Genomic DNA, 26322 nt, shown 5'->3' with positions numbered 1-26322 from the left:
CGATCACTGATCTAATCCAGATATACGTTCTGTATACGATAGAAAACCCTTTAAAAGAAATTTCTTCTCCGGACCGATCCCGATAGGAAACATGATGCAATCCGTCACCTTCACCTTCCTGAGCCAGGCCATCGAAGGCATCGAGGGAGAACCGGTTGCAGCAGCCCTCAGGCGCGCCGGAATCACGGGACTCGGCCAGTCCGGCGTCGATGGCACACCGCGCGGTGCCTTCTGCTTCATGGGAAGCTGTCAGGAATGCCGCGTCCGTATCGACGGCACCGTCGCCTATGCTTGCAAGGCTCCAGTCCTCCCGAACATGACCGTCACGCCCTATGTTCAGTCCTGATTTCTCCCCCGTCACCGTAATCGGTGGAGGTATCGCCGGTACAACATCCGCCATCGCGCTCGCCCGGCATGGTTTTCCCGTCACCCTGATTGACGAACAGCCGGCTGCAGGCGGTCAGATCTTCCGCGCGCCCTCCCCCTATGCCCGCAAGACGGTTCCGCCCAACCACGAATTTTCCGGCGGCGACGCTTTGCGCCAAAAACTGGCCGCATCCCCGGTGAATGTCCGTTTTTCCACCCGCGTCTGGGGATTGTCCCCCGCCCTGACCCTTGACCTGATCGGGCCGGACGGTATCGATCAACTGCCCCCGTCGACCGTCGTCGTCGCCAATGGCGCAACCGAACGTTTCCTTCCGTTCCAGGGCTGGACCACGCCCCGCATCACCGGGCTTGCGGGCGCCAGCATCCTGATGCGCGACGGCGGGACCCTACCCGGCCAGACCGTCGTGGTGGCGGGGTCGGGGCCCCTCCTGTTCTCGGTCGCCCATCAGGTGCTTGAATTGGGTGGCAAGGTCGCCGCCATCGTGGATGCAGGCCACCGCTCCGACTGGCTCCGTCTCGGCGCCATGCTGTCTCTGGATCCCGCCCGTCTGACGCAGGCCACCAGCTGGATGCTGCGCCTCCGGAAAGCTGGCATTCCGATCCACCACCGCGCCCATATTTCGACGGCGCAGGAAACGGAAACCGGCCTTCTCCTGACAGTCAGCGACATGGATCATCCCGAACGCCGCCACGTCTATGCTGCCGAGGCTACCGCCTGCGGATATGGGCTCAAACCTACAACCCTCATCACACGCACGGCCGGTGTCCAGCACCGTCATGATCCCATTGGTGGTTACCTCGAGCCCGTTACGGATGTTGCCGGTCGTACCAGCCACCCCGATCTTTACGTCACGGGCGACGCCGCGGGCATCCGCGGCATGGCCGTGGCCCGTCTGCGGGGCCTAATCACAGCCCATGCCATCGCCCAGGACCGAGGGGGGATCTCCGCCCAAACCTACGAAACTCTCACACGTGCGCCCCTGCGGCAGCTGCGCCGTCTCGAAGCCGTCTCCCGCCGGATGCTTCCCTTAATGAACGCCGGGAGCGCCATCCCCGCCCATCTTCAAGACGAAACTATCGTCTGCCGCTGTGAGCGGGTGAAAGCCGTGACCCTGCGCTCCGCCATCGAGGCCGGAGCCGAAGACCTGAACCAGCTCAAGGCCTGGACACGCTGCGGTATGGGGCCCTGTCAGGGCCGAATGTGCGAGGACAGCGCCCGGGGCCTGCTGACTGCGGCCTGTGGCAACACGCCCGAAGAGGCAGGCAGCTTCACAGCCCGGATGCCCTTCTTCCCTCTCCCCCTCACAGCCGTGACCGGGACCTTCGCCTATTCCGACATTCCCCTTCCGAAGGCGGCTCCGCTATGACCCCAGCCCTGCAAAGCAGAGCGGATGTTTTTGACACAGTCATCGTGGGTGCCGGCGTCATGGGCGCCACGACCGCGCTTTTCCTCGCGCGCGGCGGCCAGAAGGTGGCGCTGATCGACAGACAGGACATGTTTCGAGCCGCATCCGGCGTCAATGCAGGCACCCTGACCCTGCACATGACCCGCGCCCAGCTCATCCCTCATGCCATCCGCGGCCGTGAAATGTGGCTCAACAGCACCGCATGGCTTGGCGAAGATGTGGGGGCCCTGGCGACACCAGGGCTTTCGATGGCCTTCACCGAAGCCGAAGAAGAGCTTCTGCGCCAGCGTGCACGGGTCAGACAGGATATGGGGGCCCCCATCGAGGTAGTCTCTCCCCAAGAGGCAGTCCGGATCGAACCGGGCGTAAACCCGACCCTCCGCGCCGCTGCCTATTGTGCGCTGGACGGCCATATCCCAGCCTACCGCGTCGGGGGAGCCTATGCCCGTGCACTCCGGCAGGCCGGCGTCACGATCATCGAAAACAGTCCGGTCGAGACCATTACCCACGCCACTGGCGGCGGCTATGACGTCCGGGTTTCCAATCGTGCCCAGCCCGTGCATGGCCACAGGATCGTGCTCAGTGCCGGAGCATGGCTCGAGAAAATGCTGGGGTGGCTTGGATACAACATTCCGATCCGCTGCCTCATCAACCAGCTCGTCGTAACGGAGACGCTTCCTCCAGTCATGGGGAGTGTCCTGAGCATTGCCAATGGCCTGTTATCCCTCAAGCAGTTCGCCAATGGCAGCGTGCTGATCGGCGGCGGCTGGCAGGGCGAAGGCAACATTCATCAGGGCGGCACCCGCGTCATTCCCGAAAACCTGCGCGGGAATGTCCGTCTGGCCCAGTACGTTGTTCCGCGCCTCGACGAAGCGCAGGTCTTGCGTGTCTGGCTCGGCCTCGAATCCGAAACGCCGGACGCCATGCCCCTGATCGGCGCGCTAACGCCGGATGACGATGCCTTTGTCGTCGGCTGCGTCCATTCCGGCTTTACGAGCGGCCCGTATATGGGCCGGCTGCTCGCCGAGCGGATCCTGGGTGGTAACCCAGACCTGAGCGCCTTCGACCCCACCCGCTTCTCCACCCCCACAGCTACTGGACCAAAGTCATGATCCCAGCATCTCCCACGCCATTCCGGGGTGTCTATGCCGCAACGCTGGTACCCTTTTTGGAAAACGGGACGCTGGATGAGCCCCTGTTCAAACAGCACCTGTTCGACTGCACGCGCGCCCAGGGCATTGTGGGCATCCTGTGCAACGGCCATGCGGGCGAGAACCATCTGCTGACACGTGCGGAAAAAAAACGCGTCGTGGAACTGGCCGCCGAAACCATTGGCAAAGAGCGCATCATCGTCTCGGGAATCCTATCCGAAAACGTGGACGAAGCCTGTCTTCATGCCCAGGACGCGGTCAAAGCCGGAGCTGATGCCCTGCTCGTGTTTCCACCTTTTTCATGGGCCGTCTCACAGGACCACGACGCCATCATCGCTCATCATGCTGCCATCTGTGAGGCCGTAGACGCCCCGATCATGCTGTATCAGTCGTCAGTCGGCAGCGGCGGCATGGCCTATTCCCTTCCAATCCTGGAAAGCCTGCTCAGGCTCCCCGGCATCGTTGCCATCAAGGAAGGCAGCTGGGAAACCAACGCCTATGACAAACACCGCAGGCTCGCCGCCCGCGTCGCACCCCATGTGGATGTCATGGCTTCGGGGGATGAACATCTCCTGCCCTGCTTCGCCATCGGAACGACGGGCAGCCTCGTCAGTCTCGCAGCCATCCTGCCCGTCTCGCTCGCAAAGCTGTGGCGCGCGATGGAGAACAATGACCTCCCGGCCGCCCGCAAGGTCCATGATGTCATCCAACCATTGGCCAATCTGATCTACGGCTGTGCGCCGTCGGGACGCGCCACCCTGCGACTGAAAGCGTGCCTGGTCATGCAGGGCAAATGGCCCTCCTGCCGTACCCGCAAGGCTTCTGATATCATCGCTCAGGAAGAATGGCAGGAACTGTCAGCCGCATTGCAGGACGCAATGACTCTGGAAGGACCATAATGGGCGATTACATGGTGGCCGAACGCGAATTAAACCTTGCGGAGCTGGCCTACACGCAGATCCGGCGCATGATTCTCGAGAAAGAGCTTCCAAGCGGCATGTCCGTTGTGGAAGGCCGTCTGGCCGATCATCTGGACATCTCACGAACCCCCGTTCGAGAAGCCCTGATGCGACTCGCCGCCGAAGACCTTCTGGTCAAGCAGGGCTCGCGCTCGTTTGCGGTCCGGAACGTCTCGGCCACCGAGTTCTTTCAGGGCATTCACATCCGCGAAATTCTCGAACGCGAAGCCATCAACCTGTCTTTCGACAGACTTGATCGCAGCATGCTGGAAAACCTTCGTCAGGAGGTCATCGAACTCGGCGAAACACCGGAGCAGACTGCTGCCCAATGGCAGCTCGATGACAGGCTACATCTGATGTTCCCCAGAGTTTCGGGAAACACCGTCCTGCTGCGTTCGATCAGCGAACTGCGGACACTGACGCGCCTGTGCGAGGTCACCTACCCTCTCGGCCGTGTTCCCGCATCCACACGGGAACATCTGGCCATTCTGGACGCCCTGCTCGACGGTGACAGCGTCGGCGCCCGCGAAGCCATGGTCATGCATCTGCGCAATGTCGCAACCGATTGCATGGACATTCTCAGGGGTGGCTGAACAGCTCCCCCATATTTCAGGAGAACCCGTCATGACGACTTTTGACATCGTTATCCGCAACGGCATGATCGTGACCGCAACGGATAAATATATCGCCGACATTGGAATAAACGGCTCAAAGATCGTCGATATCGGTTTCGACCTGAAAGGCCATGAAACCATTGATGCAACCGGCCTGCTCGTCCTGCCGGGCGGTATCGACGGCCACTGTCATATCGAACAGGAAGAAGCCGACGGGACGATCCACGAAGACGATTTCGTTTCTGCCACCGGCTCAGCCCTGCTGGGTGGCACCACCACAGTCGTCTGTTTTGCTTCCCATGTTCCCGGCCGTGGACTCGTAGAGCAGTTTGACGCCTATCGCAGAAAAGGCGCCAATTCCCGCATAGATTTTGCCATCCACCAGATCATCACCCGGACCGACGAGCAGACCATCCGTGATGAAATTCCTGCCGTAGCAGAACGGGGCGCCGCGGGCCTGAAGGTCTTCATGACCTATGACGATTTTCACCTCTCTGACGGCCAGTTCCTGCAGGTTCTAGAAGCCGCGCACAAAAGCGACATCCTTGTCTCCGTACACTGCGAAAACTATGACGCCATCCGCCACCTGATCCTCAAACATCTGGCCGAAGGCCGCACCGAACCGCATGGTCATGTCACGTCACGTCCGCCCTGTGTTGAGCGCGAGGCCACTTATCGTGCCATGACGATGAGCGAGCTAACCCACCAGAAGATCCAGATCTTCCACGTTTCCTGCCCCGAAGTCGCTGAGGAAATCGGTCGAGCCCAGTCACGTGGCGTGAAGGTCGTCGCGGAAACCTGCCCGCACTACCTCACCCTGACGGAAGAAGACCTCAAGCGGGATGGCTTCGAAGGCACAAAATATATCTGTAGCCCTCCCCTGCGTACAAAAGCAGCCCAAGAAGGAATGTGGCAGTATATCCGCAGTGGCGTGATCAGCATTATTTCTTCGGACCATTGTGGTTATACGTTCGACGGCTCGGCCGGCAAGGGACGGCACGGTCGGGACGCGGATTTCTCTCTGATTCCTAACGGCATGCCCGGCCTAGGAACGAGACTGCCCGTTTTCTATGACGCGGCCATCAATAACGGGAAAATCGACCTGACAGACTTCGTTCGTCTGACCGCGACGACCCCCGCCCAACGATACGGCCTCTATCCGCAAAAGGGCACCATTGCTCCAGGCTCTGACGCTGATCTCGTCCTATGGGATCCGAAAAAATCTGTGACAATCACCAACAACCTCTTCCAAAGTAATATCGATTACACTCCCTATGAAGGTCGAAATGTTCAGGGATGGCCTGTCAAAGTCTATCAGAGAGGCAAGCTGGCCATGAATGATGGCAAACTGGTCGCGCAGCCAGGCACTGGCCAGTTCCTCAAAGCCAAAAGGAAATAAAACTCCTTACGCTGGCTATATACGATATCAGAGACTCTCCTTCACCTTCCTCAGGACGGGAAAACAGCGCCTATAAAGAACGTATCCTGAGCAATTTCTCTCGGCGGTCAAACGCCCCCCCCCCCCCCCCCGCGGCCTCATGGAGGCGGCGGGGGTTTCAGAAACTGTAAATGGTTGCGAGGCGCACAACTAAAAAACTGCTGCTAACGCGAGAATTGGTTAATCGGCTGTACAGCTTTCTCAATACATTAGATTTCGAGGGCAAAAATCGACCGTAATATCCGCGATTGATTCAAGGCTGCCTTTTGGAGAGCATATTGGGCTTTCGGACAAAAAATGGGCCATCACCGATGACGCGGCTTGTGCTTGAGACGGATCGTGGCGGCCATCCTGCGAAAAACAGCCCTGTATTTCAAAGATATGATGTGAATTGTCCGAACCGGATCACAATGACGCCATCTGCCTGATGACTACGACAAGTGGAACAGCGTGTTCCGACGCTATCGACGTTGGGTAGTGGCGGACGTGTTCAATGCGACGCCTGAAACCCTGGCTGACATGATCGACCGCGTAGATACCCATTGTCCACGAAACCTAGCACTCCGATCCTCAAGGACTTCAGAGCTCCTGAAGCTTACACTGACTGACCAAAGCTATGCGCTTGCGCCGGAAATTCTCCAGACCGGACCTCAGCAGCATATTGTTCGATCGCCTGAGAAGCCTGTTTTGAAAGCTCCGCATAGCGTTTCACGAATTTTGGCCTGAAATCAGCAAAGGCACCAAGCATGTCATCCACAACCAGGATCTGTCCATCACATGCAGGTCCGGCGCCAATCCCAATCGTAGGGATTGCAATTGCTTTTGTAATCTCGAGGGCCAAGGCTTGTGGTATTTTTTCCAATACAACTGCGAATGCGCCCGCGTCTGATACGGCTTGGGCATCGGTAAGAATACGCTGAGCATCCGCCCCCTTTCCTTGGACCTTGTAGCCACTCAGGACATTGACCGCTTGCGGTGTAAGACCAATGTGGCCCATGACAGGAATGCCTCGTGCAACAAGGAAAGCGATCGTCTCAGCCATCTGTACGCCGCCTTCAAGCTTGACCGCTGCAGCGCCTGTTTCAGCCAGAAGACGGGACGCATTCCGAAAGGCCTGTGCGGGACTTTCTTCATAGGTCCCAAATGGCAGGTCAATGACGCATAGTGAACGTGAGAGGCCCCGCATTACAGCTTGACCATGAAGAACCATCATTTCCAGGGTCACCCCCAGTGTGGAAGGCAGGCCGTACAAAACCATGCCCAGGCTATCTCCGACAAGAGTAACATCACAATGCTGGTCAACAAGCCGGGCTGTCGGCGTCGTATAAGCCGTCAGGCATACCAGAGGAACGCCTCCCTTCCGCCCCCGAATGTCTGAAACCGTGAGGCTCTTTTCCGGTAGATTTGTGCTCACAGGATATCCCTTTCAGACCGCATCCAACAAGTTTTAGGGTTGCATATGTCACGTCGCCACTGTTTTACGCAAAACCTAAGAGATACTTCCTGACAAATCTTATCGAGAGCGCACATGACCTCATCACGATATTCAGCCACCCTGATTGGAGCGGGATCCGTTGGTCTGGTGCTTGCTGCCTCCCTGGCAAAAGCCAACTGGGATGTATCGATCCTCGGCGCACGGACGCCTTTGGACAAAATTTCCATGCAAGAAAACGGAATTTTCTCACAATATTCTGTCATGAAATTCAACATCCATCAAAACTTTAAGCCGCCCAACCTCCTGATTATTGCGGTCAAATCCCAGCAGATTGATACGGTATCGCATTGGCTTTCAGCTTTTGACGGCAAAAATACAACCGTATTGGTGGCACAAAACGGCATTGATCAGCGGCAGATTTTTCAAAACTATTTTTCTGATTCACCAATTATTCCGGCAATTATTTACTTCAATGCACAGCGGGACAATCCAGGTAGCGTCAATCTGCGCAGAATCGGTCATCAGGACGTATGCTTACCTCAACAGGAGCAAGCACACCTGCTAGCCAGCGCATTCTCCACTGGCGGCCTTCGTGTCCTACTAACAGAGGATATCCAGACACGCTTATGGCTGAAGCTTCTGGCAAACATTTCCGTCAACCCGTTAACTGCCTTAACCGGCCAGCCAACAGGCATCATGCACCGCTCGGACATTGCGGACAGTGCAAGAGCCCTGATGCTCGAAGCTCTTCCTGTCGCCCGAGCAGAGGGGGCGGATATTACAGTACAGGATGTCGAAGATACCCTGACGTGGATATCAACCATTCCCCCAGAGAGTCGGAGCTCCATGCTTCAGGACAAACAGGCAATGGTTCCTTCGGAATATCAGGCTCTGACAGGAGCTGTGGTGAGAGCCGGCGCGCGCCACAACATCCCAACGCCATTGAACAAGCTCGTTCTCTCTCTTCTGGCAGGATCTGAAGCGGAATTGCTTCGCAATTGACGCGACCATTTCTTTTAAGCAAAGACCATCAACAATCCAGAGACGACGCTTTCTCTCTAAATTCTGGCCAAATCTGTTTGGGAGCTTGCGAACAACTTGTTTTGGGAATTGCCTGTCAGCGGCTTACACATCCAGAAGGAAGGCGACAACAGCAGGTCCGCTTACGCCTTCATTCTGACTGTTTGCCCGAGATGCATGACTTTCCAAAAGCGGACACGGCTTGGAAGCAGCACTCTTCACATCTTTGGTCTTGATCCCACGGTTGAGCTGCCGCCTGATCCTGCAACCCGCTGTTACCCCACATGGAGGGTTCGAAGAACCCCTTAGCTCTGACCTGTAGCCACCTCTAACCATCATCAATCAACTCATCAAAAAACAAAATCAGGCGAAATCAATCAGCGGTTCTTCGATCCTTCCATCTACCGCTGTCGCTGCGCCTGATCCGTGCTACCGCCACCACCATGGCCCGAAGATGAGCGATCTGTTTTGGCCGTCGGATGAACAAATGGAGTGTCTGCTGCCGTTCTTTCCCAAGAAGTCACGGCAAACCTCGCGTTGATGATTGCCGCGTACTGAGCAATATCATTTTCTTAAATCGCAATGGCTTGCGCTGGCGTGGTGCGCTTTGGGAATACGGTCCCCATAAGACGCTTACAACCGCAGGAAGCGCTGGGATGCCATGGGGATTTTCGCCCGAATGATAGACGGTCTGGCTACCGGAAAGGCAGAGCCCCAGACCATCATGAGTGATGAGACCTATCTCAAGGCGTACCGCACGGCTTCGAGTCTGCGGTTCGAAAGGATGATCCAAGCCGCCTAATAGGACGGACAAAAGGTGGCATGAACACGAAGCTGCATGCGGTCACCGATCAGAACGGACGACGTGTCGCAACACGCTATGACAGATGCCTGAATGCCTTCTTCTCCGCCAACTGCCTCGCCGCAACCGTCATCTTCTGGCTATGAGTCCTGAGCCTAATGCATGACTTCCAGCTTTCCATTCCTGACTTCGTAATTCTTCTGGTTATCCGGTCCAATCAGCGACATAGCGTGACTTTTAAAGATCATCGGCAGGGATACGAGTGATTTCACAGGCCGGTAATTCTGCGCATCATTAACGTCTCCTGTCCCGGCATACTGAGCAATATACGGATAGGAATAAACCGGACGGCTGGCTATCGCCGTGGCGTTTGGTCGCGCATAAGGCTGACTGGGCATGGCCACGTGAATCTGCCCGCCTGCCGGCGGCTTGATATGCCCACCGGACGGTGGCCCCATCGCGTCCTTGCCCTGCGTCGTCCTTTCGGTCCGGATAGACCCGGGCGCAGTGCCGGTTTCCGTCCAGGCCATCAGCGGGGAGAGGAAATCAACCTGCGGAAAACCCTCGCCATTGCCGCAATGTCCGACGCCGGGCAGCAGGTAGAATTTCAGGAAGCTGTCGGTCTGCTCCACACCCATTTCCCCCTGCACGCCCTGATAATACGCGATGGTGTTCAGCGGAGAAATCGACTGGTCCGCCAGCCCATGCCACAGGATCAGGCGCCCACCATGTTTGCGGAACGGACGCAGGTTCGTGTTTGCGGCATTATACAGCGAGGCCAGCGCGCTCATGCGAGCGAAGGATTCATCATCAAATAGAAAACGGGACAGGTCAGCCGCCTTTTCATCCCTCTGCGCCGGAATGACATAGGCAATCGCCGAAGCCGCAATACCGTAACTCATGGACTCGCCGTGCGCCGTCGCCGGCAATGCCCATTGCAGTTCCGATCCCGGAAGAGGGCCGCCGATGACGTAGGAATTCCCTGCTTCATCCGTCGCACCCTTGTAAAGTCGAAGAGCCGCCTGCGTTTCCTCCGCCGTCAGGCAGTGCGACGTATCCCCATGCCCTGCGGGGCACTGCACCCATGCGGGATCAAAATGGCAGGTGCGGGGTTCTTCGAGAATCCCATCCTTTACACCCGAAAACGTATCGCAGTGGCGGATGACGGCATCATGCAGAATACCGACGCGGCTCTGCAGCAGAATATTGGTGCCATCGGCACGCTGGTTCCCGCGCACGTTCCACGCATGATAGAAAGAGTTCTGCACGGTAAATAGAGCCGCTGGAGCGCCAGCGGAAATACCATTAAAATCATCGGGGAAGCGTTGCGCTTCCATCAGGGCCTCGCGCCCGCCATCAGAACAACCGACAAAATAGGAATATTTCGGGGCTTGTCCGTAAAAGGCCGCTGTCAGGGCCTTGGCCGCCAGCGCGGTGACATGGTTCGCGCGATAGGCGAAGTCGATACGCTTCTGTGGGTCTTTACCAAACTCGCCCTGCGACAGCCCCATCATCGGGCCGGTATGGCCCATGTCGTCGCCTGCCATAACGAATTCCCCGTTCAGGGCAGGAGCGCAAGCGCCAGCATTACTGACGCCCACACGCGTCATGCCGCACAGGCCGCCACAGCCCCCAAACAGGAAGCGCTGTGTCCAGTGCTCCATGGGCAGATCGACCTCGAAGGAAATCGCAGGCGCAATCTGTCCTGTAACCTTGCAGAAGGTGCCCTTCGGCGTCTGGAGCACAGCAGCCTTCTGGCCGTGAACGGCAGCGCCGACGACAGGTGCGAGATCGACATTCCCCAGCGCCTCGCACGATATGACGGGTGCGATCACCGATAGAGAAGCGTGATCCGCTGCCTGTGCCGAAGTGACAGGGACAGACAGCAATCCGGTCCCTACGCCCATGATCTCAAGGAGAACGGTCAGGGTCAGAAGTATTCTTTTCATATCAAGAAAAATATCCTTTTAGATTTAATTCGACAGAAAAAAATCAAGCAATGTCATGCCACATCAAATATATGTAGCAGTATAAAGGCGACCATACAGGGCAACGAATGATTTTTTACTGCGAATGGCCCCATTCTTCCTTATAACCAAAGCCGTTCCTATTATCGATCGCCTTAATGTAAAGCGGCGTAAACGCCCAATAGACAGGCTGAAGATGGAGTGGAATAGAAAACCGATCCGTATAGAGGTGTTCTGACAATTTCCTGTCCGCAGTACCCAGCCTCCATGCATCCCCTTCCATCTGCAGTCCACGCAAGAAAGGAATGGATCGGTCCTGACCACTGACAGTTGCTATTGCCCGCCCTGTCTGCTCCAGCAATAGACCGTGACGGGTCGAGGGATCTGTTACAAACAACAGACGCATACGTAACGGATCAAAAACATAGAATACAGGGGCCGCCCAGTGCTGGTGCCCGGCGCAGACCGCCAGAGACATGACATGATATTCTTCCAGCAGGGCATCAATTCTGGGGGTGAATGCGGTCATGATCCAACAAACCTTAGCCAAATGGCGGTCATGGGCATGGCCAGCACCAATGCGGGCAGCATGTTGCCAACCGAAAATTTGACAATGCCACAGATCCGGAATCCGGTTGCCAGCATCAGCACGCCCCCTACAGCTGCAAAATTGTCATTCATCAGCGCGGTCGTCAGAGGAACAAGATAAGTGGCGCCTGTCGCAAGAACCAGCAGAACCACCAGTTGAGGGATGCATATAGCCGCGACTGCGAAGCCCAGCGTTGTTGCAAAAATAGCGGCAGTCAGAAAGTCCAGAACAGACTTTGCGAGCAAGATGGACGGGTCTCCTGTCATTCCCTCATGAATGGCACCGAATATTCCAGTACCGCTGGCGCAGAAGAGAACGGTAAGTGCCACGAAGCGCTCAAGAAACACCTCTGGCGTCAGATCTGCAGGCATCGGCACAAAGCGTCCCAGCAACCGATTCCCCCACGTGGACACCGCCCCAGATGACTCTCCAAGGCACAGCTTTCGCCTATGATAACCCCAAGCAGCAGGGATATGACCATTACGGCAATGGCATGGCCATGGATGCCTCTGGTCAGCACCACGCCTGCGTCAGTGTATGAGCCGATTAACATTACTGTATCCCTATTTTTCCGCTGAGACGGCAGACAGTGTTTCGCCCCAGCGAGGCATCTCAGCCACATCCACGTCCAGCAGCGACAGGCCGCGCGCAGCACTGTGGCGGATGATGTCGGCACTTGTGCGCGGCGCGGCGTAAATAGCTGGAACCGGGGGAAAAATGATGCCGCCGTATTCGGTCACCGCCTGCATGTTACGCAGATGACCCAGATGAAGCGGCGCCTCACGTGTCATCAGTACCAGACGCCGTCGCTCCTTGAGCACGACATCGGCCGCGCGCGTGACAAGATTGTCCGTAACACCCGATGCAATTGCACCAAGCGTATGCATGGAACACGGGGCGATAATCATACCGTCGGTACGAAAGGATCCGCTGGAAATAGATGCGCCCAGTGCGCTGGGCGAATGGATCTGGCTTGCAAGGGCACACACGTCCTCAGCCGATAGACTGGTTTCATGCTCACGCGTCAATTGTGCGCCACGGGACATAACAAGATGCGTCTCGATATCAGCCTCCCGCAGCAGACGCAAAACTTCAACTCCGTACTGGAAGCCAGATGCCCCGGTAATGCCGACAACAATCCGTTTGCGGGCCATGAAACGCTCCCTTTCAGATAGTGAGCCACGATGGTATTCTGCGCATGGAATCCACTGGCCTATCTGGCGCGACAGTCCAGTGGGCAGGTTTCATGAAGCGTTACATGCCGACTTGAGGAAAAATCGACGGTGCGAACGGATGCGGATCGACATCCCGGAACTGCGCTCGCACAAAATGTTCCTTCAGCTTCCACGGATAGGTGCAGTCAAAGATCGTCTTGCAGGACACACCTTTCGCAGTGATGGATGGATCATAATCCGGCACCTGCGAGGGATCGAGCACATGCCCCGTTACCCCTGGCACGAACACGGTATCCACATTTCCCTGATATCGTGTCTGCATCGCCCAGAGCACGTCGTTACTGTCAAACAGATCAATATCGTCATCAACGATGATAACATTCTTAAGTTCGCGATATACTGCTAAAGCAATCAGCGCGGCCTGACGCGCCTTGCCTGCATCGCCTGCGCTGCGCTGGCAGACCTGGAGGATCGCCAGCAGTTTTCCTCCACCTGCGCTATGTGCGTAGATATTCTTCACAAAGCCCGGCAGCGCCTTGTCGCAGGCATTGAAAATGCTGGCTTCCGTTGGGATCCCTGCCAGATTCACGTGCTCTTCGCCTGGTCCGACCAATGTCTGCAAAATAGCATTCTTCCGCATGGTCACGGCCTTGACCTTGATCACCGGCAAGGATGGATTGGCGGGGCCATTATAACCCGGAAATTCAGGCATCGCATGACCGGTATCGGTGTTGACGTCCTCTCGTATCCGACGTCCCGGCAGGATTTCACCTTCGATCACGATTTCGGCCCTGGCGATGGAACGTTCTTTGACCGTCACGGCATCCACGAGTTCAACCGGCCTGCCCCGTAGCCCACCAGCTACGGTCAGTTCATCAAAGCCCAGTGGCGTAGTGGGAGCCTCGAAACACGCACCGATAGGGATCGCAGGATCCAGCCCCATATTGATGGTAATGGGCAATGTTTCACCCCGCTCTTCCGCCTTGGCGCGGAAGGCATCAATATGACGTCCGGGTGCAAAAAACACCGAAAGTTCATCGCGTCCCTGCACACACAGGCGATGAATGGTCACGTCCGTATGACCGTTATCGGGATCGCTGCCGAGCAGCAGGCCAAGACAGAAATAGGGCCCAGCATCCTCTTCCGTATTGGTTGGAGCAGGCAGAAGAGTACGCAGATCAAACTTGGGATCATCGGCCCGAAAGATCTGTTCCTGACAGGGAGCCGCCTGGTCCTTGATTACGACCGGCGCAATCCCGTTAAGCACCGCCTCGCCCATCCGTTGTCCAAGTTCCCCTGGTTTAGTATCAAGCAGCAGGGCCACGCGCTCACGTTTCGCCATCAGCCCAACCAGCACACGTGATCCAGGATAACCTTTCACGTTCTCGAACATCATTGCTGGGCCGGTCCTGGTCGGACGCATGACGGTGCCCCCAGCTCCGACACGTTTATAGACACCCGCCAGTTCAGAGCGAGGGTCGACCTCATGGGCCGTTGAAATCAATTCGTCCGGCAACTGCTCCAGCCGTGCCAAAGCGGAGCGGAGATCGATCACCGGCAGGGGGGCGGTGTGATCTGTCCTATCCATGACATTAATCCTTTCTGTCGTGAAAGGAAGACTATGCGGCCCCTATCATAGGATCCATATTCATTATGAGGCATAATTGATAAGTCAAAATTTATGGATAAAAATCTGACATCTGCTTCCCTACGCAGGCTGGCCGTCTTTCTCACTGTATGTGAAACCCTGCACGTCGCCCGAGCGGCGGAGAAACTCGACATCGCACAGCCTGCGCTCAGCCAGCAGATCAAGGCTCTGGAAGATGCGCTTGGCGTCAAGCTATTCCATCGTCGAAAACGGGGCATTGACCTAACCAGCGCGGGCCGCGCCTGTCGGACAGCGGCGGAACGGCTATTGAAGGATCATCACAACCTGATCGATGAGGTACAAAGTGTGGCCCGAGGGGAGAGGGGCCATCTTGTTCTTGGGCATGTCGGGTCGGCTCTGGCAGGACGGATGTTCCCCGATCACCTTCAAAGGATGGGCCTGCGTTTCCCCGAAGTTCAGATCACCTTGGCTGAAAAATCAATTTCGGACCTCGTCACCGCTGTGGCAAAACAGGACATTGATGTCGCACTGGTGCGGGATATTGAAACGGTTCCCTCCACCTGCATCACACAACGATACGTTACAGAAAAACTGTTTATTTTACTTCCAGAAAACCATGTTCTTGCATCCCGAACTGGTCTTTCCATACAGGAAATCCATCCCATTCCGCTGATCGGATTTCAGGATACGGACGAAGTCGGGATCGCACATATTGTCCAAACGATAGCACATAAAAATGGGCTTTCCCTGGAGCCGACATGGAAGGTCACCAATATCGGCGCCATTTTCGGAATGGTTCACGCGGGCTTCGGTCTCTCAATCGTTGCCGAGAGTGTAACTGCGCTTCTACCAGCAGGCCTGAGTGCGCTCCCCCTGAGTGAGCACGATGCAGAATCAACCCTGTTTCTGTTGTGGAACAGAGAACAGGTCTCGCCAGCATTAAAAAAATTCATTGAACTCTCCTAAAAATATCTCATGTTATCTGAAAAATAGATTTGTAGACTCAGAGCGCCGTCGACAGTAAGGGTCTGACCAGTAATGAACCCACATTGCATCAGAAAATATAAACCTGTTCCACCTCCTCTATTTCAGCAGTTCTTTTGAATGGAATAGTGTTTGAAAAACGCTCTTTGGTCGCCTGTACGTCGGCAGCGGGCATATTTTTCCACAGAGGCGTTTCGGTCCACGTGGGTGCCACTGCATTCACACGAGCGCGGGGAGCCAGCTCAACTGCCAGTCCCTCCACCATGAGACGAATGGCGTCATTCCCGACAATGACGATAATTTTTTACTTTTGAAATTCATGACAGATCTCCTGTTTTTGGAAATAAGGGGGGAGATATTCTATACGCTCCATGCTTTGCGCGACGGGCTGCAGAGGCAAAATTCGAGGCACGCTCGCCATGGAAGGCTGACCTGTGCTGATCATGTCCTCGAACACCTTGGAAGGCACACCGCAGTGCGGGCCTTTCCGATCGCCACGTCAACTGTGACAACGGGCGCCTCATCCATCCGGTCGAACGCCAAAAGCACCCCACTGCGATCTATAAGAATAATGGAGAGATTCACCTGCCGCTCTTGCGCCAGATCGAAGTCAGAATGCAGAGTTTCTGGGCGGCGCACTGAGAAGGTGTCATCACTGTTCTGATCAGATTGCGGCTCATTATATTGACCATTGCTTCCCGCCTGAAGCCGTTCCTTCGTAATGCGTGCGTATTAGACGCTTGGCTGCCTTTCAACCGCCGCCGCCATAATGCGCAGCCAGTTGCGCTGAAGAGGAGAACCGCGCCACCTCTTTCGGGACTGATAGCAGCTCCACTTTTTGAAGCGCCCCAACTACCCCTTACGCAGCAGATCTCTGATTGCCCGAGCCAGTAGTGGTGCTTTCCATGGACATTTCAGGCGGGCGTCGTAGCCAGAAAACTGGCGCTCGTTTTCAGAAAAATAGAGATCCAGAAATTCAGACAGGGCAAGATCGACACTGACAACACCCTTGATTTTCGACACGGTAAAATTATTATCCTGTTCGCGGATATTTTCCTCTCCGTCCATGCACCGGCTCCATTCTGCAGGCGAGCATGCTCCGTCTTCGAGACCATATTCGCTCATATTGTGCCTATAGAGACATGACGATACCGGATGCTGTGTCCTGCATGCAGAGAATAATGGACTGCATCTTCCTGATCGCTGTCACCCGCAGTTTTCCTCGCCCGGCGATCTGCATTTTTTTGACAAACGACAGATCGTCCATTGGGAGAATTATATCAGCAGCTTCCCTATTCGCTCTCCATTTTATTTCGCGTGGGAACCTGGCTCAACATCAACCCGACGATCAACAGCAACGCCAGGAACATGAAGCTGCTGCTTACACTCATGCTGGCGCTGATCGCGCCCTTGTAAGCCCGGGTCACCTCTGAGTGCGTAGCGGGAGAAAGTGTGCGGATCGCGGCCATACCTTTCTCCAGGAATGCCGGCACGTCGATCTTCTCCGGTAGCGCCTGAAGCCTGGTCTGCAGTGTGAGCGCCATTACGCCGCCCGAGAGCGCCACGCCAAGCGATCCGCCCAGCGAACGGATAAAGGACATCATAGCAGTGGCGATGCCCAATGATCCGGGCGGCACGGCATTCTGCATCATCACCGTCGCATTAGGCATACCGATTCCCATGCCGAAACCCAGACAGCCCAAGCTGAGCAGGAAGAACAAAGCTGGCATACCATGATGGGCGCAAACTGCGATCAGGGTGAGTGCTGTAAATTCGATACCGACTCCGATGGCCAGCAGCAGGGCATAGCGTTGCGTTTTGGATGACACATATCCGCCCAGCACCGAACTGATCATCATCGTGCCGACCTGCGGCAGCATCATCAGACCGGACGCTGCAGGCGTCTCCCCAAGGACGAGCTGATAATAGAGAGGCAGAAAGATCATCGATCCCATCATCGCAAAAGACATGATTCCGGTCGCGGTAACGCAGACGGAAAAAGTCGGGATACGCAGCAGATCCAGATTGATGAGCGGCTCCAGTGCGCGCCGTTCCTGCCGAATGAACAACACAAACAGCGTCATGGTTAACCCCAGCAGGAGAAATGTCAGCGGCGAGGTCCGCGGCAGGGACGTGCCAAGCGCGTTGAACAGGAGCAGGAATCCGGCCGTCGCTACGCTCAGCAGAGCAGCCCCAGGATAGTCGATCTGCGGTCTTGTCTCTCTCTGGCCGACGGGCAGACTTAGCATGATCAGCCCGAAAGCGAGCAGGCCGATTGGCAGATTGACCAAAAACACCCAACGCCACGACAACGCGCTGGTCAGCACGGCGCCGAGGAATGGCCCGGTCACGCTGCTAACCGCAAACGCCCCAGTGAATAACCCCTGGTAGCGCCCTCGTTGCTGAGGCGGTACCATGTCGCCAATTACCGTCTGCGACAGCGTCATCAGGCCCCCACGCCCTGAAGCCCACGAAACAGGATCAGCTGCCATATGTTCTGGGCCAGCCCACACAAGAGCGAGGCACACAGAAAGGATCCGATGCTGAACGCCAGCAACGGACGACGGCCGAACATGTCAGACAACTTGCCATATATCGGTGTTGCAATGGTGGAAGTGAGCATGAACGCCGTCACCACCCAAGACATATGGGCCAGGCCACCGAAGTCACTGACGATGGCGGGAAGCGCAGTAGAGACGATGCTCTGGTCTAGAGCCCCCATGACCATAGTCAGAATAAGACCAACAAAAACAAGCAGACGTGTCGAAGAGCTATAGGCAGAGGCCGTCTCTGCCATGGAAGATGGCTGCACGAAAAGATCCTGTTATGATAGACACCTATGACCGTATACGGCCCTAGATGTTTTCTGTAATCGTCGCATAAAGGTCTAACGCTATCTCGCCTCAGGGCTCGAAGCGACTGACTTCGCTCCCTGTTCCACCGACAGCAAGATGCCGGACAGCGCACGCGCCGCGCGACCTTAGCGCTTCACGTCCTTCGTTCCCGACCGAATCATGCTGTCCGCCACGACGATCAAACCCAAATTGAGACGCAGATAGAACGTTTCGAAACAGGGAAAGTAAAGCTTCTTCTACAGATCGACGAAGACGAAATCGACCTTCTGCGTGAGATCCCCGATCATGGACACGGCATCACCGACCCAACAATCGATCCAGTCGGACAGGCAGATTCCGGAATAGCCAAAGGATGTTCCCAGTTCGAGGATGATCGGGGCTGAAAGGCTGCGAGCCAGAATATTCAGCAGATGCCCCGTGTCCGGCCCGATGGCGCGCGCCGCTTCGTCGAGCACCATGGCGATCTTCGCTTCGGCTTCAGCATCCAGGCCGCTGTTGAGTAGGCGAAGGGCGGTCTTGAGATTTTCCATGCCCCGCATGACCGGCACGGACATCGAGCGGCGACCAGCGTTGCATCCAGGATATGGCCAGACATCGGCAAATAGCCCGCGTTGCGCAGGGTCGCGCCAAACCGCTCAAACAGTCTTGCAATGGCTCCCGCCTGTGTCAGACGCTCGCGAAACAGGCAGATTGTTTTGGCATCCCAAACACGGTCCGACAGCCTCAGACCAAGAAAGCGCATAAAGGAGAGGCGATCGTTAATCAGATACTTCGTCCGTTTGTCGGACAGATTGTTCAGCGCCTGGATCACCAGAATTTTGAACATCAGCACCGGATCAAATGGTAGTCGTCCGCCTTTACTCCCACCTAAATAGAGCAAAGCCCACTCAATCGAGCAAGCCGCTCGTCCACATCAAAGAAACCGGCCTGCTTCATAGTGCCATTCCCTCAATCAGAACCGAACGAATGGAAGCATACAGAAGAGTTCAAAAGCAGGGCTTTTTTTGAACCCTCCGCCTTGAGTTAACCATGTACTCGCGCAATGAACGACAGCAGTTCAGGCGCAACTTGTTCCGGCATTTCGGTATGTGGATAGTGCCCTGCCCCGTCGATCATCAGACTATCAGCATGAAGTTGAGTGGCGAGCCATTGTGCCTCGGCTTCGGCATCTGGAAAATCTGGATCACGGCTGCCCATCACCACAAGGGCGGGAACCCGGCTGCGAGGTATCAGAGCGGCAGTATCTGCCTTCGATAGACCGATCATTGTTCGGAGTGCTGCTATCCGTCCCGGTTCGCGTAGGTTTTTCGTGATGGCAGCTTTAACTCGCCCCTGATCCACCGGCTTGCGGGTCGGAAACAGGCTGTTCCAATAAGTGGCCCAGAACCAGATTCGCCAAGGCCCCGCGAAGCCAAGCCGCAAGGCAAGCATTGCAAACCATGACACATGCAGGTCTCGCACAATAGGGCCAAGCAGAACTACTCCACTTACGTGCATCGGCGCGTCGTGTGCAGCCCATAGCGCGGCTCCGGCGGCGAACGAGTTGCCTAAGATAACTGCGGAGCCAGCCTGTAAATGCTCAATCAACGTCAGCGCATCGCGCCCAACAGCATGCGCCGAATAGTCGGGCCATTGCGCTGATGTCTCACCAAAGCCGCGAACATCCATGGTCACTACTCGATAACCCGCATTCTGCAGGATTGGTCGCAACAGTCGATATTCGGATCGCAAATCACCCATTCCAGGGATCGCAAGGATTAGTGGGGCATCTCCGCCTGTGTCGTCGTAAGCGATGTGACCATCATCGACTGTCAGAAAACGCGTCTCCGAGGTGAATGATGCACCTGCTTTTGTGTGATGGCTACGGCCATGACTGGTCACCGAGACGCTGGATATGGATTTGATTGGCATGAGATTTTTCCAGACATGGATGATTTGTTCACACCCTAAGCTGTGGGCAGCTAAACATTAATTGCTTAATAACGCACATTTATCATACGATAATGCATGGATACTCACATTCCAGACTGGCACTTATTTCGGGCGTTTCTTGCAGTCGTGCGCGAAGGCAGCCTGTCAGGTGCCGCCCGCATGCTCGCCACGACGCAGCCTACGATGGGCCGTCAAGTCGCAGCGCTTGAAGCATCACTCGGAGTCAAGCTTTTTACGCGCTCGATTGATGGTCTGTCACCGACAGAAGCGGGCTTGCGCTTAATCCCGTCAGCCGAGGCAATGGCTGCAGCCGCGGAGACGGCATGGCGCTCGACGTCTGGTAAGGCCGATGAGGCGCGAGGAACCGTACGTATCACTGCGAGCGAAGTGATTGGCGGCGAAGTTCTTCCTTCGCTCCTTACCGGATTTTATTCACTCTATCCCCAAATCTCGGTAGAGCTCGTCCTCTCGAACCGTAATGAGGACTTGTTGCGCGGAGATGCGGATATTGCCGTCCGAATGGTCCGACCTAGTCAAGCTGCTCTGGTAGCCAAGCGAATTGGAAATATTGACGCCGGACTTTACGCTCACCAGCATTACCTTAAAAAGCGTCCGATGCCTCAGTGTCTCTACGATCTGCGTCAACATGCAGTGAGTAGCCCCTAGTTTTCTAGACGCCTTGAGCATTCAAAGTCTGCTGTTGTTCGAACTGCACGGGTGACAGCATCCCGTTCCTGACCTGCTTGCGCACCGGGTTATAGAACATTTCGATGTAGTCAAACACGTCCTGTCGTGCTTCCTGGCGCGTTTTGTAAGTTCGACGCCGGATGCGCTCGCGCTTGAGCGATGAGAAAAAACTTTCCGCTACAGCATTGTCGTGGCAATTGCCGCGGCGGCTCATCGAGTGTTCCAGATTGTGAGCCCGTATGAAGGCAGTCCAGTCCATACTGGTGAACTGACTGCCCTGATCGGAGTGGATCAGCACCCGGCTTTTGGGCTTTCGTCGCCATATGGCCATATGGAGCGCCTGCAGTACCACATCCGAGGTCTGGCGGCTCTGCATCGACCAGCCCACCACACGACGCGAATAGAGGTCGATTACGACTGCAAGGTAGGAAAACCCTTCCATGGTGCGGATGTAGGTGATGTCTGTGACCCACACCCTGTCGGGTGCCTCGACATCAAACTGCCGGGCCAGCGCGTTGTCGATGACCAGAGAGGGCCTGCCACTATGGCTACCTGGCCGCCGCCTGTAGCCAATCTGCGCTTTGATGCCCGCCAGTTTTGTCAGGCGTGCCACGCGGTTCGGACAGCAGGTCTCGCCCTGATCGAGCAGATCATCGTGCAGCTTACGGTAGCCATAAACCCTGCCACTGTCGTTCCAGGCCTGACGGATCAACGTGGTCTGTCGGGCATCCTCGCAAGCACGTCGGCTCAACGGCTCCTTCCGCCAGGCATAGTAGCCACTGGGCTGCACGGCCAGACAGCGGCACATCGCCCGAACTCCAAAACGATCACGATGCTCAGCAATGAAGGCGTATCTCACTTTGCATCCCTGGCGAAATACGCGGTGGCTTTTTTTAAGATGTCGCGCTCCTCGGTGACCCGGGCCAGTTCGCGCTTCAACTGCCGGATCTCGGCATCCTTGCCGGCATCGCCCGATACCACCTTCGCGAATTGCCGCTTCCACGCATACAGCGAATGTGTGCTGACCCCGAGCCGCTGCGAAACTTCCGCTACCGGATATCCCCGCTCGGTAATCTGCGCCACCGCATCACGCTTGAACTCATCACTGAAATTGGGCTTCCCCATCAACGCCTCCTGTCCTCATTTTTAGGAACCAAGGCGTCCAGAAATCTAGGGGCTACTCACATTAATTGGATATGACCGGAATCCAGCCCACTCTCGGATGATAGAAATGATGGGAGTACCGCTTACCCGCGAAATGTTTGCCTTCCGCTCGGATAGCGATCTCGCACAACTGGCTGCATTACGTACGGGGTTCGGTATTGGCGCAAGCCAATTAGGGATTGCAAAACGAGATAGAAATCTCATTCCCGTTCTTCATACCGAGCTAATTTTCTCTATGGATGTTTGGGTTGCGATTCATCCCGACATGCGCAGCGACCGTCGAATTCGATTGATGTTCGATTATCTGATGAAAAAGCTGGCGCACTATGCGATGACTAGCCGTCATGAGACGTAAAAACATCAAATGCAGCTTGATGTTTTAGTGATTATTCTGAGCCTAGACCTCGACTCATGCAATTTCCAGTTGGACTTGGCGTGATATCAGGCCTGTATTTGGGGTGTCGTAATCGCCGCCCACAAAGCGGGTTGAATAACGTCGCCGCCAGCTAAGATTCCTTCACCAGTCCACCCGAATTCACCACCCCTCAGATCGGTCACCAATCCGCCAGCCTCGTGGATAAGGAGAGCACCCGCAAACCAATCAGCGGCATCCTTCCCGACTTCGGCATAGGCGTCGAGCCGCCCGGCGGCCACATAAGCGAGTTGAAGAGAGGCCGCAGCCATCGGACGCACCACAAAGACTGAATGCGCGATACTGCGGATCAAGGACAGGGCCCCATCCTGCTGTTCCTGGCTAACTTGCGCCAGCGGAGCAATGGCGCTTCCAACAACCGCCGCTTTCAGTTCCGTTTTGGCAGATGCATTAAGGGCAACACCATTGCAACTTGCACCTCCCTTGCGCTGAGCGATGAACATCTCGTCCAGGATTGGGTCATAGACGATCGAGAATACGGCTTCACCGTTACGGACCAGCGCCAGCGAAGCCGACCAGAGCGGCAGACCTTGCAAGTAATGATATGCCCCGTCGATCGGATCGTAGAGCCAATAGTCCGTCTGGTGAGGACGATCATCCTCACCGGTCCAGCCGATGTCGGGGTAATGCATCTCTAAATGGGAACGGAGCCGGGCTTCGGCTTCTTTGCTGGCCTTGCGGACGTGAGCGATTTGCTGCCTCAGGGGCAGGAAAGATGCAAATTTTGGTCCGGCCGCCGCAATTTCTTTTGTGATTTCACGTAGTAGGTCTTCGCAGAGTTTGGTGTCAATTGTGCTCATTCTGGTCTCCAATGGCTTGACGTGATAACCAAAAAATATAAGCTTTTGCTCATGTATCAAACTCGCATATCCTAATGGCCAGACGCCCTTCGCCTGATGCGCTTGAACCCCGCAAAACCGCTAGGCAAATGCGTGCAACGCACACCGTAGAGGCGATCATCGAGGCGGCGGCTCGCATTTTTGAGGTGGAAGGCTTCGAAGGCTACACGACGAATGCTATTGCCCAGAAGGCCGGCGTCAGCATTGGCTCTCTCTATCAATATTTTCCTAACAAGGACGCAATCACTCTTGCGTTGATCGCTCGGGAGGCCAACCTCCTCGAGGCTGAAATCATGCAGGCCTCAATTATCGAGAGATGGGAGGAGGCACTGGACGCAATGGTATTGGCCGCTGTCCGACATCAATTGCGGCGCCCCGTCCTTGCACGTGTGTTGGACGTGGAGGAAGCTAGGCTCCCGCAGACGAAGCGGTCGATGTCTGGCTCCGACCAGATTTATGCTTGTGTCCTTAACGTTCTGAATCGGGCCGGAAAATGCCATTCGGATGCCGCGACGTTGACCGTGGACGTCATTGGTCTCACACGCGGCATGACCGATATGGCAGGACGTATAGGGGAGGTAGGCTTGGAGGAGCTTGGCCGTCGTGTCCGGCTTGCGGTCTTTGGCTATTTGGGGCGCGCAGGCATATTCGCCAACGGCAAGAATGCCCCAAACTCGGCCTACCTTTGCTCGTCTACCAATGATAGACAGAAGATGACGGTTGCGGCGAGGCAGTTAGCGGAGAAGAAGGCATCAAACACCTGTCATAGCGTGTTGCGACCTACCGCTAGTCCTTGAGCCTGCCGAACACGATTTCGATGCGGTTTCGTCTTTTGTATTTCCGCTTGTCGTCTTTGACTGATTTTCCGCAATTAAATCAATAGGTTTTGCTCCTAAACCATGAAGTTTCGGAAAACGAGAAAGACTTCAGGTCTGGGAGGCGGCCCCGTGGTCTATGGCGTGGAGTGCACGCGCGATTGCCCGCCCCTCTTTCGAAGGTCCGGACGTAAGTAAGCGACTCATATGACACGGGGACATCTGCGTCAGCAGTCGATTTGCAATGTTTTATGCTGGAATTGGTTGCGGGGGCAGGATTTGAACCTGCGGCCTTCAGGTTATGAGCCTGACGAGCTACCGGGCTGCTCCACCCCGCGGTGGTGTATGATGATGTTGGGAGGTTTTGTGGTGTGTATGGGTAGGCTGGGGGACCTGGCGGCGACCGACTTTTCCGCACCTTAAGGTGCAGTATCATAGGCGCTGAGGGATTTCACGGCCGAGTTCGGGATGGGATCGGGTGTAGGGCCCTCGCAATGGCCACCAGGTCTTCCAGCCCACCCTGTCTTTTAAGAGAGGGTGGAGATTGGTGCGTTGTGAAGGAAGTGTGGCTGATTTCTGTGCATGTGTTTGTTGTGAGAAGTATGAGCGATTAGGACCGGTTAGCTGCATGCATTACTGCACTTTCACACCCGGCCTATCAACGTGATGGTCTCTCACGGCTCTATGAGACCTAGTTTTGAGGTGGGTTTCCCGCTTAGATGCTTTCAGCGGTTATCCCGTCCATACTTAGCTACCCGGCTGTGCCACTGGCGTGACAACCGGTGCACCAGAGGTATGTTCATCCCGGTCCTCTCGTACTAGGGACAAATCCTCTCAAGTCTCTTACACCCACGGCAGATAGGGACCGAACTGTCTCACGACGTTCTAAACCCAGCTCACGTACCACTTTAATCGGCGAACAGCCGAACCCTTGGGACCTGCTCCAGCCCCAGGATGTGATGAGCCGACATCGAGGTGCCAAACCTCCCCGTCGATGTGGACTCTTGGGGGAGATCAGCCTGTTATCCCTAGAGTACCTTTTATCCGTTGAGCGATGGCCCGTCCACGTGGGACCACCGGATCACTATGGCCGACTTTCGTCTCTGATCGAGCTGTCACTCTCACAGTCAGGCGGGCTTATGCCATTGCACTCGACAGCCGGTTTCCGACCGGCCTGAGCCCACCATCGCGCGCCTCCGTTACACTTTGGGAGGCGACCGCCCCAGTCAAACTGCCCACCATGCAGGGTCCCGGACCAGGCTTACTGGTCTCGGTTAGACATCAGAAAAATTCAGGGTCGTATTTCAAGGATGGCTCCACCGGTGCTGGCGCCCCGGCTTCAAAGCCTCCGACCTATCCTACACAGAATGTCTCTGATGCCACTGCAAAGCTGCAGTAAAGGTTCATAGGGTCTTTCCGTCTGACCGCGGGTACCCCGCATCTTCACGGGGAATTCAATTTCGCTGAGTCGATGCTGGAGACAGTGGGGAAGTCGTTACGCCATTCGTGCAGGTCGGAACTTACCCGACAAGGAATTTCGCTACCTTAGGACCGTTATAGTTACGGCCGCCGTTTACCGGGGCTTCAATTCAGTGCTTGCACACCTCCTCTTAACCTTCCGGCACCGGGCAGGCGTCAGGCCCTATACGTCATCTCACGATTTCGCAGAGCCCTGTGTTTTTACTAAACAGTCGCTACCCCCTGGTCTGTGCCACCCGTCCATGGTTGCCCACGAGCGGGTCTCGTTTATCCCGAAGTTACACGAGCAATTTGCCTAGTTCCTTCAGCATCGTTCTCTCAAGCGCCTTGGTATTCTCTACCAGTCCACCTGTGTCGGTTTCGGGTACGGTCTATACGCCAGAGCTATTTCCTGGAATGATTGAAAAGCCTGTTCAATCCGTTAAGGACAGACAACATCTCTCATTCGTCACTTCTGGCAGGCCCAGTAATATTCAACTGGTTCCCATCGACTACGGCTCTCGCCCTCGCCTTAGGGGCCGGCTCACCCTGCGTGGATTAACCTTGCGCAGGAACCCTTGGACTTTCGGCGACAGTGTTTCT

The 26322-nt window shown here is 55.9% G+C and carries 22 protein-coding genes, 1 tRNA gene, 2 rRNA genes and 7 pseudogenes (1 of these 32 only partly in view); 12 read left to right on the top strand and 20 right to left on the bottom strand.

The window, feature by feature from the left end:
• Positions 1 to 91: 91 nt before the first annotated feature.
• Genes IGS75_RS08685 through hydA form a run of 6 tightly spaced genes read left to right on the top strand, consistent with a single transcriptional unit; the run spans position 92 to position 5916 of the window.
• A complete protein-coding gene (locus IGS75_RS08685; RefSeq protein ID WP_167495525.1) occupies positions 92 to 346 on the top strand; it encodes a (2Fe-2S)-binding protein in 255 nt (84 codons plus the stop codon).
• Positions 333 to 1754, top strand: coding sequence for an FAD/NAD(P)-dependent oxidoreductase (locus IGS75_RS08680; protein WP_141353115.1), 1422 nt, complete (start codon positions 333 to 335; stop codon positions 1752 to 1754). Before IGS75_RS08685 ends, IGS75_RS08680 begins: the two co-directional genes overlap by 14 nt.
• Positions 1751 to 2905, top strand: a complete 1155-nt coding sequence (locus tag IGS75_RS08675) for an NAD(P)/FAD-dependent oxidoreductase (RefSeq protein WP_202256595.1) — start codon at positions 1751 to 1753, stop codon at positions 2903 to 2905. Before IGS75_RS08680 ends, IGS75_RS08675 begins: the two co-directional genes overlap by 4 nt.
• Entirely contained in the window at positions 2902 to 3843 is a 942-nt protein-coding gene (locus IGS75_RS08670) for a dihydrodipicolinate synthase family protein (RefSeq protein ID WP_141353119.1), read from the top strand. Before IGS75_RS08675 ends, IGS75_RS08670 begins: the two co-directional genes overlap by 4 nt.
• Entirely contained in the window at positions 3843 to 4496 is a 654-nt protein-coding gene (locus IGS75_RS08665) for a GntR family transcriptional regulator (RefSeq protein WP_228123679.1), read from the top strand. The genes IGS75_RS08670 and IGS75_RS08665 overlap by 1 nt, the downstream gene beginning before the upstream one ends.
• Positions 4497 to 4527: 31 nt before the next feature.
• On the top strand, positions 4528 to 5916 hold the full coding sequence (gene hydA / locus IGS75_RS08660) for a dihydropyrimidinase (RefSeq protein WP_141353121.1): 1389 nt from the start codon (positions 4528 to 4530) through the stop codon (positions 5914 to 5916).
• 634 nt (positions 5917 to 6550) lie between these two features.
• Here hydA and panB read toward each other — a convergent pair.
• The gene (gene panB, locus IGS75_RS08655; RefSeq protein ID WP_202256594.1) at positions 6551 to 7369 is read right to left on the bottom strand and encodes a 3-methyl-2-oxobutanoate hydroxymethyltransferase; all 819 of its coding nucleotides are present in this window, start codon (positions 7367 to 7369) and stop codon (positions 6551 to 6553) included.
• A gap of 114 nt (positions 7370 to 7483) precedes the next feature.
• Between panB and IGS75_RS08650 the strand changes: the two genes are divergently transcribed.
• Both IGS75_RS08650 and IGS75_RS08645 read left to right on the top strand, forming a co-directional pair.
• Positions 7484 to 8392, top strand: a complete 909-nt coding sequence (locus IGS75_RS08650) for a ketopantoate reductase family protein (RefSeq protein ID WP_202256593.1) — start codon at positions 7484 to 7486, stop codon at positions 8390 to 8392.
• Positions 8393 to 8864: 472 nt separating this feature from the next.
• A pseudogene (locus IGS75_RS08645) lies at positions 8865 to 9358 on the top strand (transposase).
• Positions 9359 to 9367: 9 nt separating this feature from the next.
• On the opposite strand, the gene IGS75_RS08640 reads toward IGS75_RS08645, so the two are convergent.
• From IGS75_RS08640 to IGS75_RS08620, 5 genes are all read right to left on the bottom strand, one after another.
• The gene (locus IGS75_RS08640) at positions 9368 to 11161 is read right to left on the bottom strand and encodes a tannase/feruloyl esterase family alpha/beta hydrolase (protein WP_202256592.1); all 1794 of its coding nucleotides are present in this window, start codon (positions 11159 to 11161) and stop codon (positions 9368 to 9370) included.
• A 115-nt stretch (positions 11162 to 11276) separates the two neighbouring features.
• Positions 11277 to 11708, bottom strand: a complete 432-nt coding sequence (locus IGS75_RS08635; RefSeq protein ID WP_141354170.1) for a pyridoxamine 5'-phosphate oxidase family protein — start codon at positions 11706 to 11708, stop codon at positions 11277 to 11279.
• The gene (locus IGS75_RS08630) at positions 11705 to 12139 is read right to left on the bottom strand and encodes a DUF554 family protein (protein WP_202256591.1); all 435 of its coding nucleotides are present in this window, start codon (positions 12137 to 12139) and stop codon (positions 11705 to 11707) included. The genes IGS75_RS08635 and IGS75_RS08630 overlap by 4 nt, the downstream gene beginning before the upstream one ends.
• Positions 12140 to 12331: 192 nt before the next feature.
• A complete protein-coding gene (locus IGS75_RS08625; RefSeq protein WP_141354168.1) occupies positions 12332 to 12922 on the bottom strand; it encodes a UbiX family flavin prenyltransferase in 591 nt (196 codons plus the stop codon).
• A gap of 100 nt (positions 12923 to 13022) precedes the next feature.
• Positions 13023 to 14531: a UbiD family decarboxylase gene (locus IGS75_RS08620; protein ID WP_202256590.1), complete on the bottom strand. Its 1509-nt coding sequence runs from the start codon at positions 14529 to 14531 to the stop codon at positions 13023 to 13025.
• Positions 14532 to 14624: 93 nt separating this feature from the next.
• Here IGS75_RS08620 and IGS75_RS15700 point away from each other — a divergent pair, with 93 nt between their 5' ends.
• Positions 14625 to 15518: a LysR family transcriptional regulator gene (locus tag IGS75_RS15700; RefSeq protein WP_202256589.1), complete on the top strand. Its 894-nt coding sequence runs from the start codon at positions 14625 to 14627 to the stop codon at positions 15516 to 15518.
• An 88-nt stretch (positions 15519 to 15606) separates the two neighbouring features.
• Here the strand turns inward: IGS75_RS15700 and IGS75_RS15840 are convergent, their stop codons facing one another.
• From IGS75_RS15840 to IGS75_RS08580, 8 genes and pseudogenes are all read right to left on the bottom strand, one after another.
• A complete protein-coding gene (locus IGS75_RS15840; RefSeq protein ID WP_202256588.1) occupies positions 15607 to 15801 on the bottom strand; it encodes an SDR family oxidoreductase in 195 nt (64 codons plus the stop codon).
• Positions 15802 to 15977: 176 nt separating this feature from the next.
• Positions 15978 to 16175 carry a GlcG/HbpS family heme-binding protein gene (locus tag IGS75_RS15835; protein ID WP_202256587.1) on the bottom strand — a complete coding sequence of 66 codons (198 nt, stop codon included), beginning with the start codon at positions 16173 to 16175 and terminating at the stop codon, positions 15978 to 15980.
• A gap of 213 nt (positions 16176 to 16388) precedes the next feature.
• Entirely contained in the window at positions 16389 to 16604 is a 216-nt protein-coding gene (locus IGS75_RS08600; RefSeq protein ID WP_202256586.1) for a hypothetical protein, read from the bottom strand.
• Positions 16605 to 16828: 224 nt separating this feature from the next.
• A pseudogene (locus tag IGS75_RS08595) lies at positions 16829 to 18258 on the bottom strand (MDR family MFS transporter).
• A 181-nt stretch (positions 18259 to 18439) separates the two neighbouring features.
• Positions 18440 to 18840 (bottom strand): annotated as a pseudogene (locus IGS75_RS15765) (O-methyltransferase); the annotation flags it as partial.
• A pseudogene (locus IGS75_RS15760) lies at positions 18817 to 18939 on the bottom strand (PadR family transcriptional regulator); the annotation flags it as partial. The pseudogenes IGS75_RS15760 and IGS75_RS15765, both read right to left, overlap by 24 nt.
• 8 nt (positions 18940 to 18947) lie before the next feature.
• Positions 18948 to 19327 (bottom strand): annotated as a pseudogene (locus IGS75_RS08585) (transposase); the annotation flags it as partial.
• 87 nt (positions 19328 to 19414) lie between these two features.
• Positions 19415 to 20302, bottom strand: coding sequence for an alpha/beta fold hydrolase (locus IGS75_RS08580; protein WP_202256585.1), 888 nt, complete (start codon positions 20300 to 20302; stop codon positions 19415 to 19417).
• A gap of 96 nt (positions 20303 to 20398) precedes the next feature.
• Between IGS75_RS08580 and IGS75_RS08575 the strand changes: the two genes are divergently transcribed.
• A complete protein-coding gene (locus IGS75_RS08575; RefSeq protein ID WP_237468734.1) occupies positions 20399 to 20989 on the top strand; it encodes a LysR family transcriptional regulator in 591 nt (196 codons plus the stop codon).
• Between the two features lie 4 nt (positions 20990 to 20993).
• Here IGS75_RS08575 and IGS75_RS08570 read toward each other — a convergent pair.
• Positions 20994 to 22135, bottom strand: a protein-coding gene (locus IGS75_RS08570) for an IS3 family transposase (protein ID WP_202256546.1) whose coding sequence is annotated in 2 segments (ribosomal slippage) — positions 20994 to 21895 and positions 21895 to 22135 — 1143 coding nt in all. Because the reading frame shifts where the segments join, the coding sequence is not laid out codon by codon here.
• A 106-nt stretch (positions 22136 to 22241) separates the two neighbouring features.
• Here IGS75_RS08570 and IGS75_RS08565 point away from each other — a divergent pair.
• A complete protein-coding gene (locus tag IGS75_RS08565; RefSeq protein ID WP_202256584.1) occupies positions 22242 to 22529 on the top strand; it encodes a hypothetical protein in 288 nt (95 codons plus the stop codon).
• 86 nt (positions 22530 to 22615) lie between these two features.
• On the opposite strand, the gene IGS75_RS08560 is transcribed toward IGS75_RS08565, so the two are convergent.
• Positions 22616 to 23407: an inositol monophosphatase family protein gene (locus IGS75_RS08560; protein WP_202256583.1), complete on the bottom strand. Its 792-nt coding sequence runs from the start codon at positions 23405 to 23407 to the stop codon at positions 22616 to 22618.
• Between the two features lie 74 nt (positions 23408 to 23481).
• Here IGS75_RS08560 and IGS75_RS15490 point away from each other — a divergent pair.
• Positions 23482 to 23691, top strand: a pseudogene (locus IGS75_RS15490) (TetR/AcrR family transcriptional regulator); the annotation flags it as partial.
• A gap of 434 nt (positions 23692 to 24125) precedes the next feature.
• Here IGS75_RS15490 and IGS75_RS08545 read toward each other — a convergent pair.
• The 4 genes and pseudogenes from IGS75_RS08545 to IGS75_RS08530 all read right to left on the bottom strand — a co-directional run.
• A pseudogene (locus IGS75_RS08545) lies at positions 24126 to 24310 on the bottom strand (transposase); the annotation flags it as partial.
• A 212-nt stretch (positions 24311 to 24522) separates the two neighbouring features.
• Positions 24523 to 24599: transfer RNA gene (locus IGS75_RS08540), tRNA-Met, on the bottom strand.
• Between the two features lie 53 nt (positions 24600 to 24652).
• Positions 24653 to 24767: ribosomal RNA gene (gene rrf, locus IGS75_RS08535) — 5S ribosomal RNA — on the bottom strand.
• Between the two features lie 84 nt (positions 24768 to 24851).
• Positions 24852 to 26322 (bottom strand): 23S ribosomal RNA (locus IGS75_RS08530); it runs 1265 nt beyond the window's last position.

Origin of the sequence: Gluconobacter sphaericus (assembly GCF_016757795.1) — a bacterium.
Taxonomy (GTDB): Bacteria; Pseudomonadota; Alphaproteobacteria; order Acetobacterales; family Acetobacteraceae; genus Gluconobacter; species Gluconobacter sphaericus.
Note: the sequence above shows the minus strand (reverse complement) of the source record. Positions and strands in the feature narration are given on the sequence as shown.

Bases quoted from the DNA above. Each gene is read 5' to 3' on its own strand.
- IGS75_RS08685 (WP_167495525.1), top strand. From the start codon at position 92: ATGATGCAATCCGTCACCTTCACCTTCCTGAGCCAGGCCATCGAAGGC.
- IGS75_RS08680 (WP_141353115.1), top strand. From the start codon at position 333: ATGTTCAGTCCTGATTTCTCCCCCGTCACCGTAATCGGTGGAGGTATC.
- IGS75_RS08675 (WP_202256595.1), top strand. From the start codon at position 1,751: ATGACCCCAGCCCTGCAAAGCAGAGCGGATGTTTTTGACACAGTCATC.
- IGS75_RS08670 (WP_141353119.1), top strand. From the start codon at position 2,902: ATGATCCCAGCATCTCCCACGCCATTCCGGGGTGTCTATGCCGCAACG.
- IGS75_RS08665 (WP_228123679.1), top strand. From the start codon at position 3,843: ATGGGCGATTACATGGTGGCCGAACGCGAATTAAACCTTGCGGAGCTG.
- hydA (WP_141353121.1), top strand. From the start codon at position 4,528: ATGACGACTTTTGACATCGTTATCCGCAACGGCATGATCGTGACCGCA.
- IGS75_RS08650 (WP_202256593.1), top strand. From the start codon at position 7,484: ATGACCTCATCACGATATTCAGCCACCCTGATTGGAGCGGGATCCGTT.
- IGS75_RS08640 (WP_202256592.1), bottom strand. From the start codon at position 11,161: ATGAAAAGAATACTTCTGACCCTGACCGTTCTCCTTGAGATCATGGGC.
- IGS75_RS08635 (WP_141354170.1), bottom strand. From the start codon at position 11,708: ATGACCGCATTCACCCCCAGAATTGATGCCCTGCTGGAAGAATATCAT.
- IGS75_RS08630 (WP_202256591.1), bottom strand. From the start codon at position 12,139: ATGCCTGCAGATCTGACGCCAGAGGTGTTTCTTGAGCGCTTCGTGGCA.
- IGS75_RS08625 (WP_141354168.1), bottom strand. From the start codon at position 12,922: ATGGCCCGCAAACGGATTGTTGTCGGCATTACCGGGGCATCTGGCTTC.
- IGS75_RS08620 (WP_202256590.1), bottom strand. From the start codon at position 14,531: ATGGATAGGACAGATCACACCGCCCCCCTGCCGGTGATCGATCTCCGC.
- IGS75_RS15700 (WP_202256589.1), top strand. From the start codon at position 14,625: ATGGATAAAAATCTGACATCTGCTTCCCTACGCAGGCTGGCCGTCTTT.
- IGS75_RS15840 (WP_202256588.1), bottom strand. From the start codon at position 15,801: ATGGTGGAGGGACTGGCAGTTGAGCTGGCTCCCCGCGCTCGTGTGAAT.
- IGS75_RS08600 (WP_202256586.1), bottom strand. From the start codon at position 16,604: ATGGACGGAGAGGAAAATATCCGCGAACAGGATAATAATTTTACCGTG.
- IGS75_RS08580 (WP_202256585.1), bottom strand. From the start codon at position 20,302: ATGCCAATCAAATCCATATCCAGCGTCTCGGTGACCAGTCATGGCCGT.
- IGS75_RS08575 (WP_237468734.1), top strand. From the start codon at position 20,399: ATGGATACTCACATTCCAGACTGGCACTTATTTCGGGCGTTTCTTGCA.
- IGS75_RS08565 (WP_202256584.1), top strand. From the start codon at position 22,242: ATGATGGGAGTACCGCTTACCCGCGAAATGTTTGCCTTCCGCTCGGAT.
- IGS75_RS08560 (WP_202256583.1), bottom strand. From the start codon at position 23,407: ATGAGCACAATTGACACCAAACTCTGCGAAGACCTACTACGTGAAATC.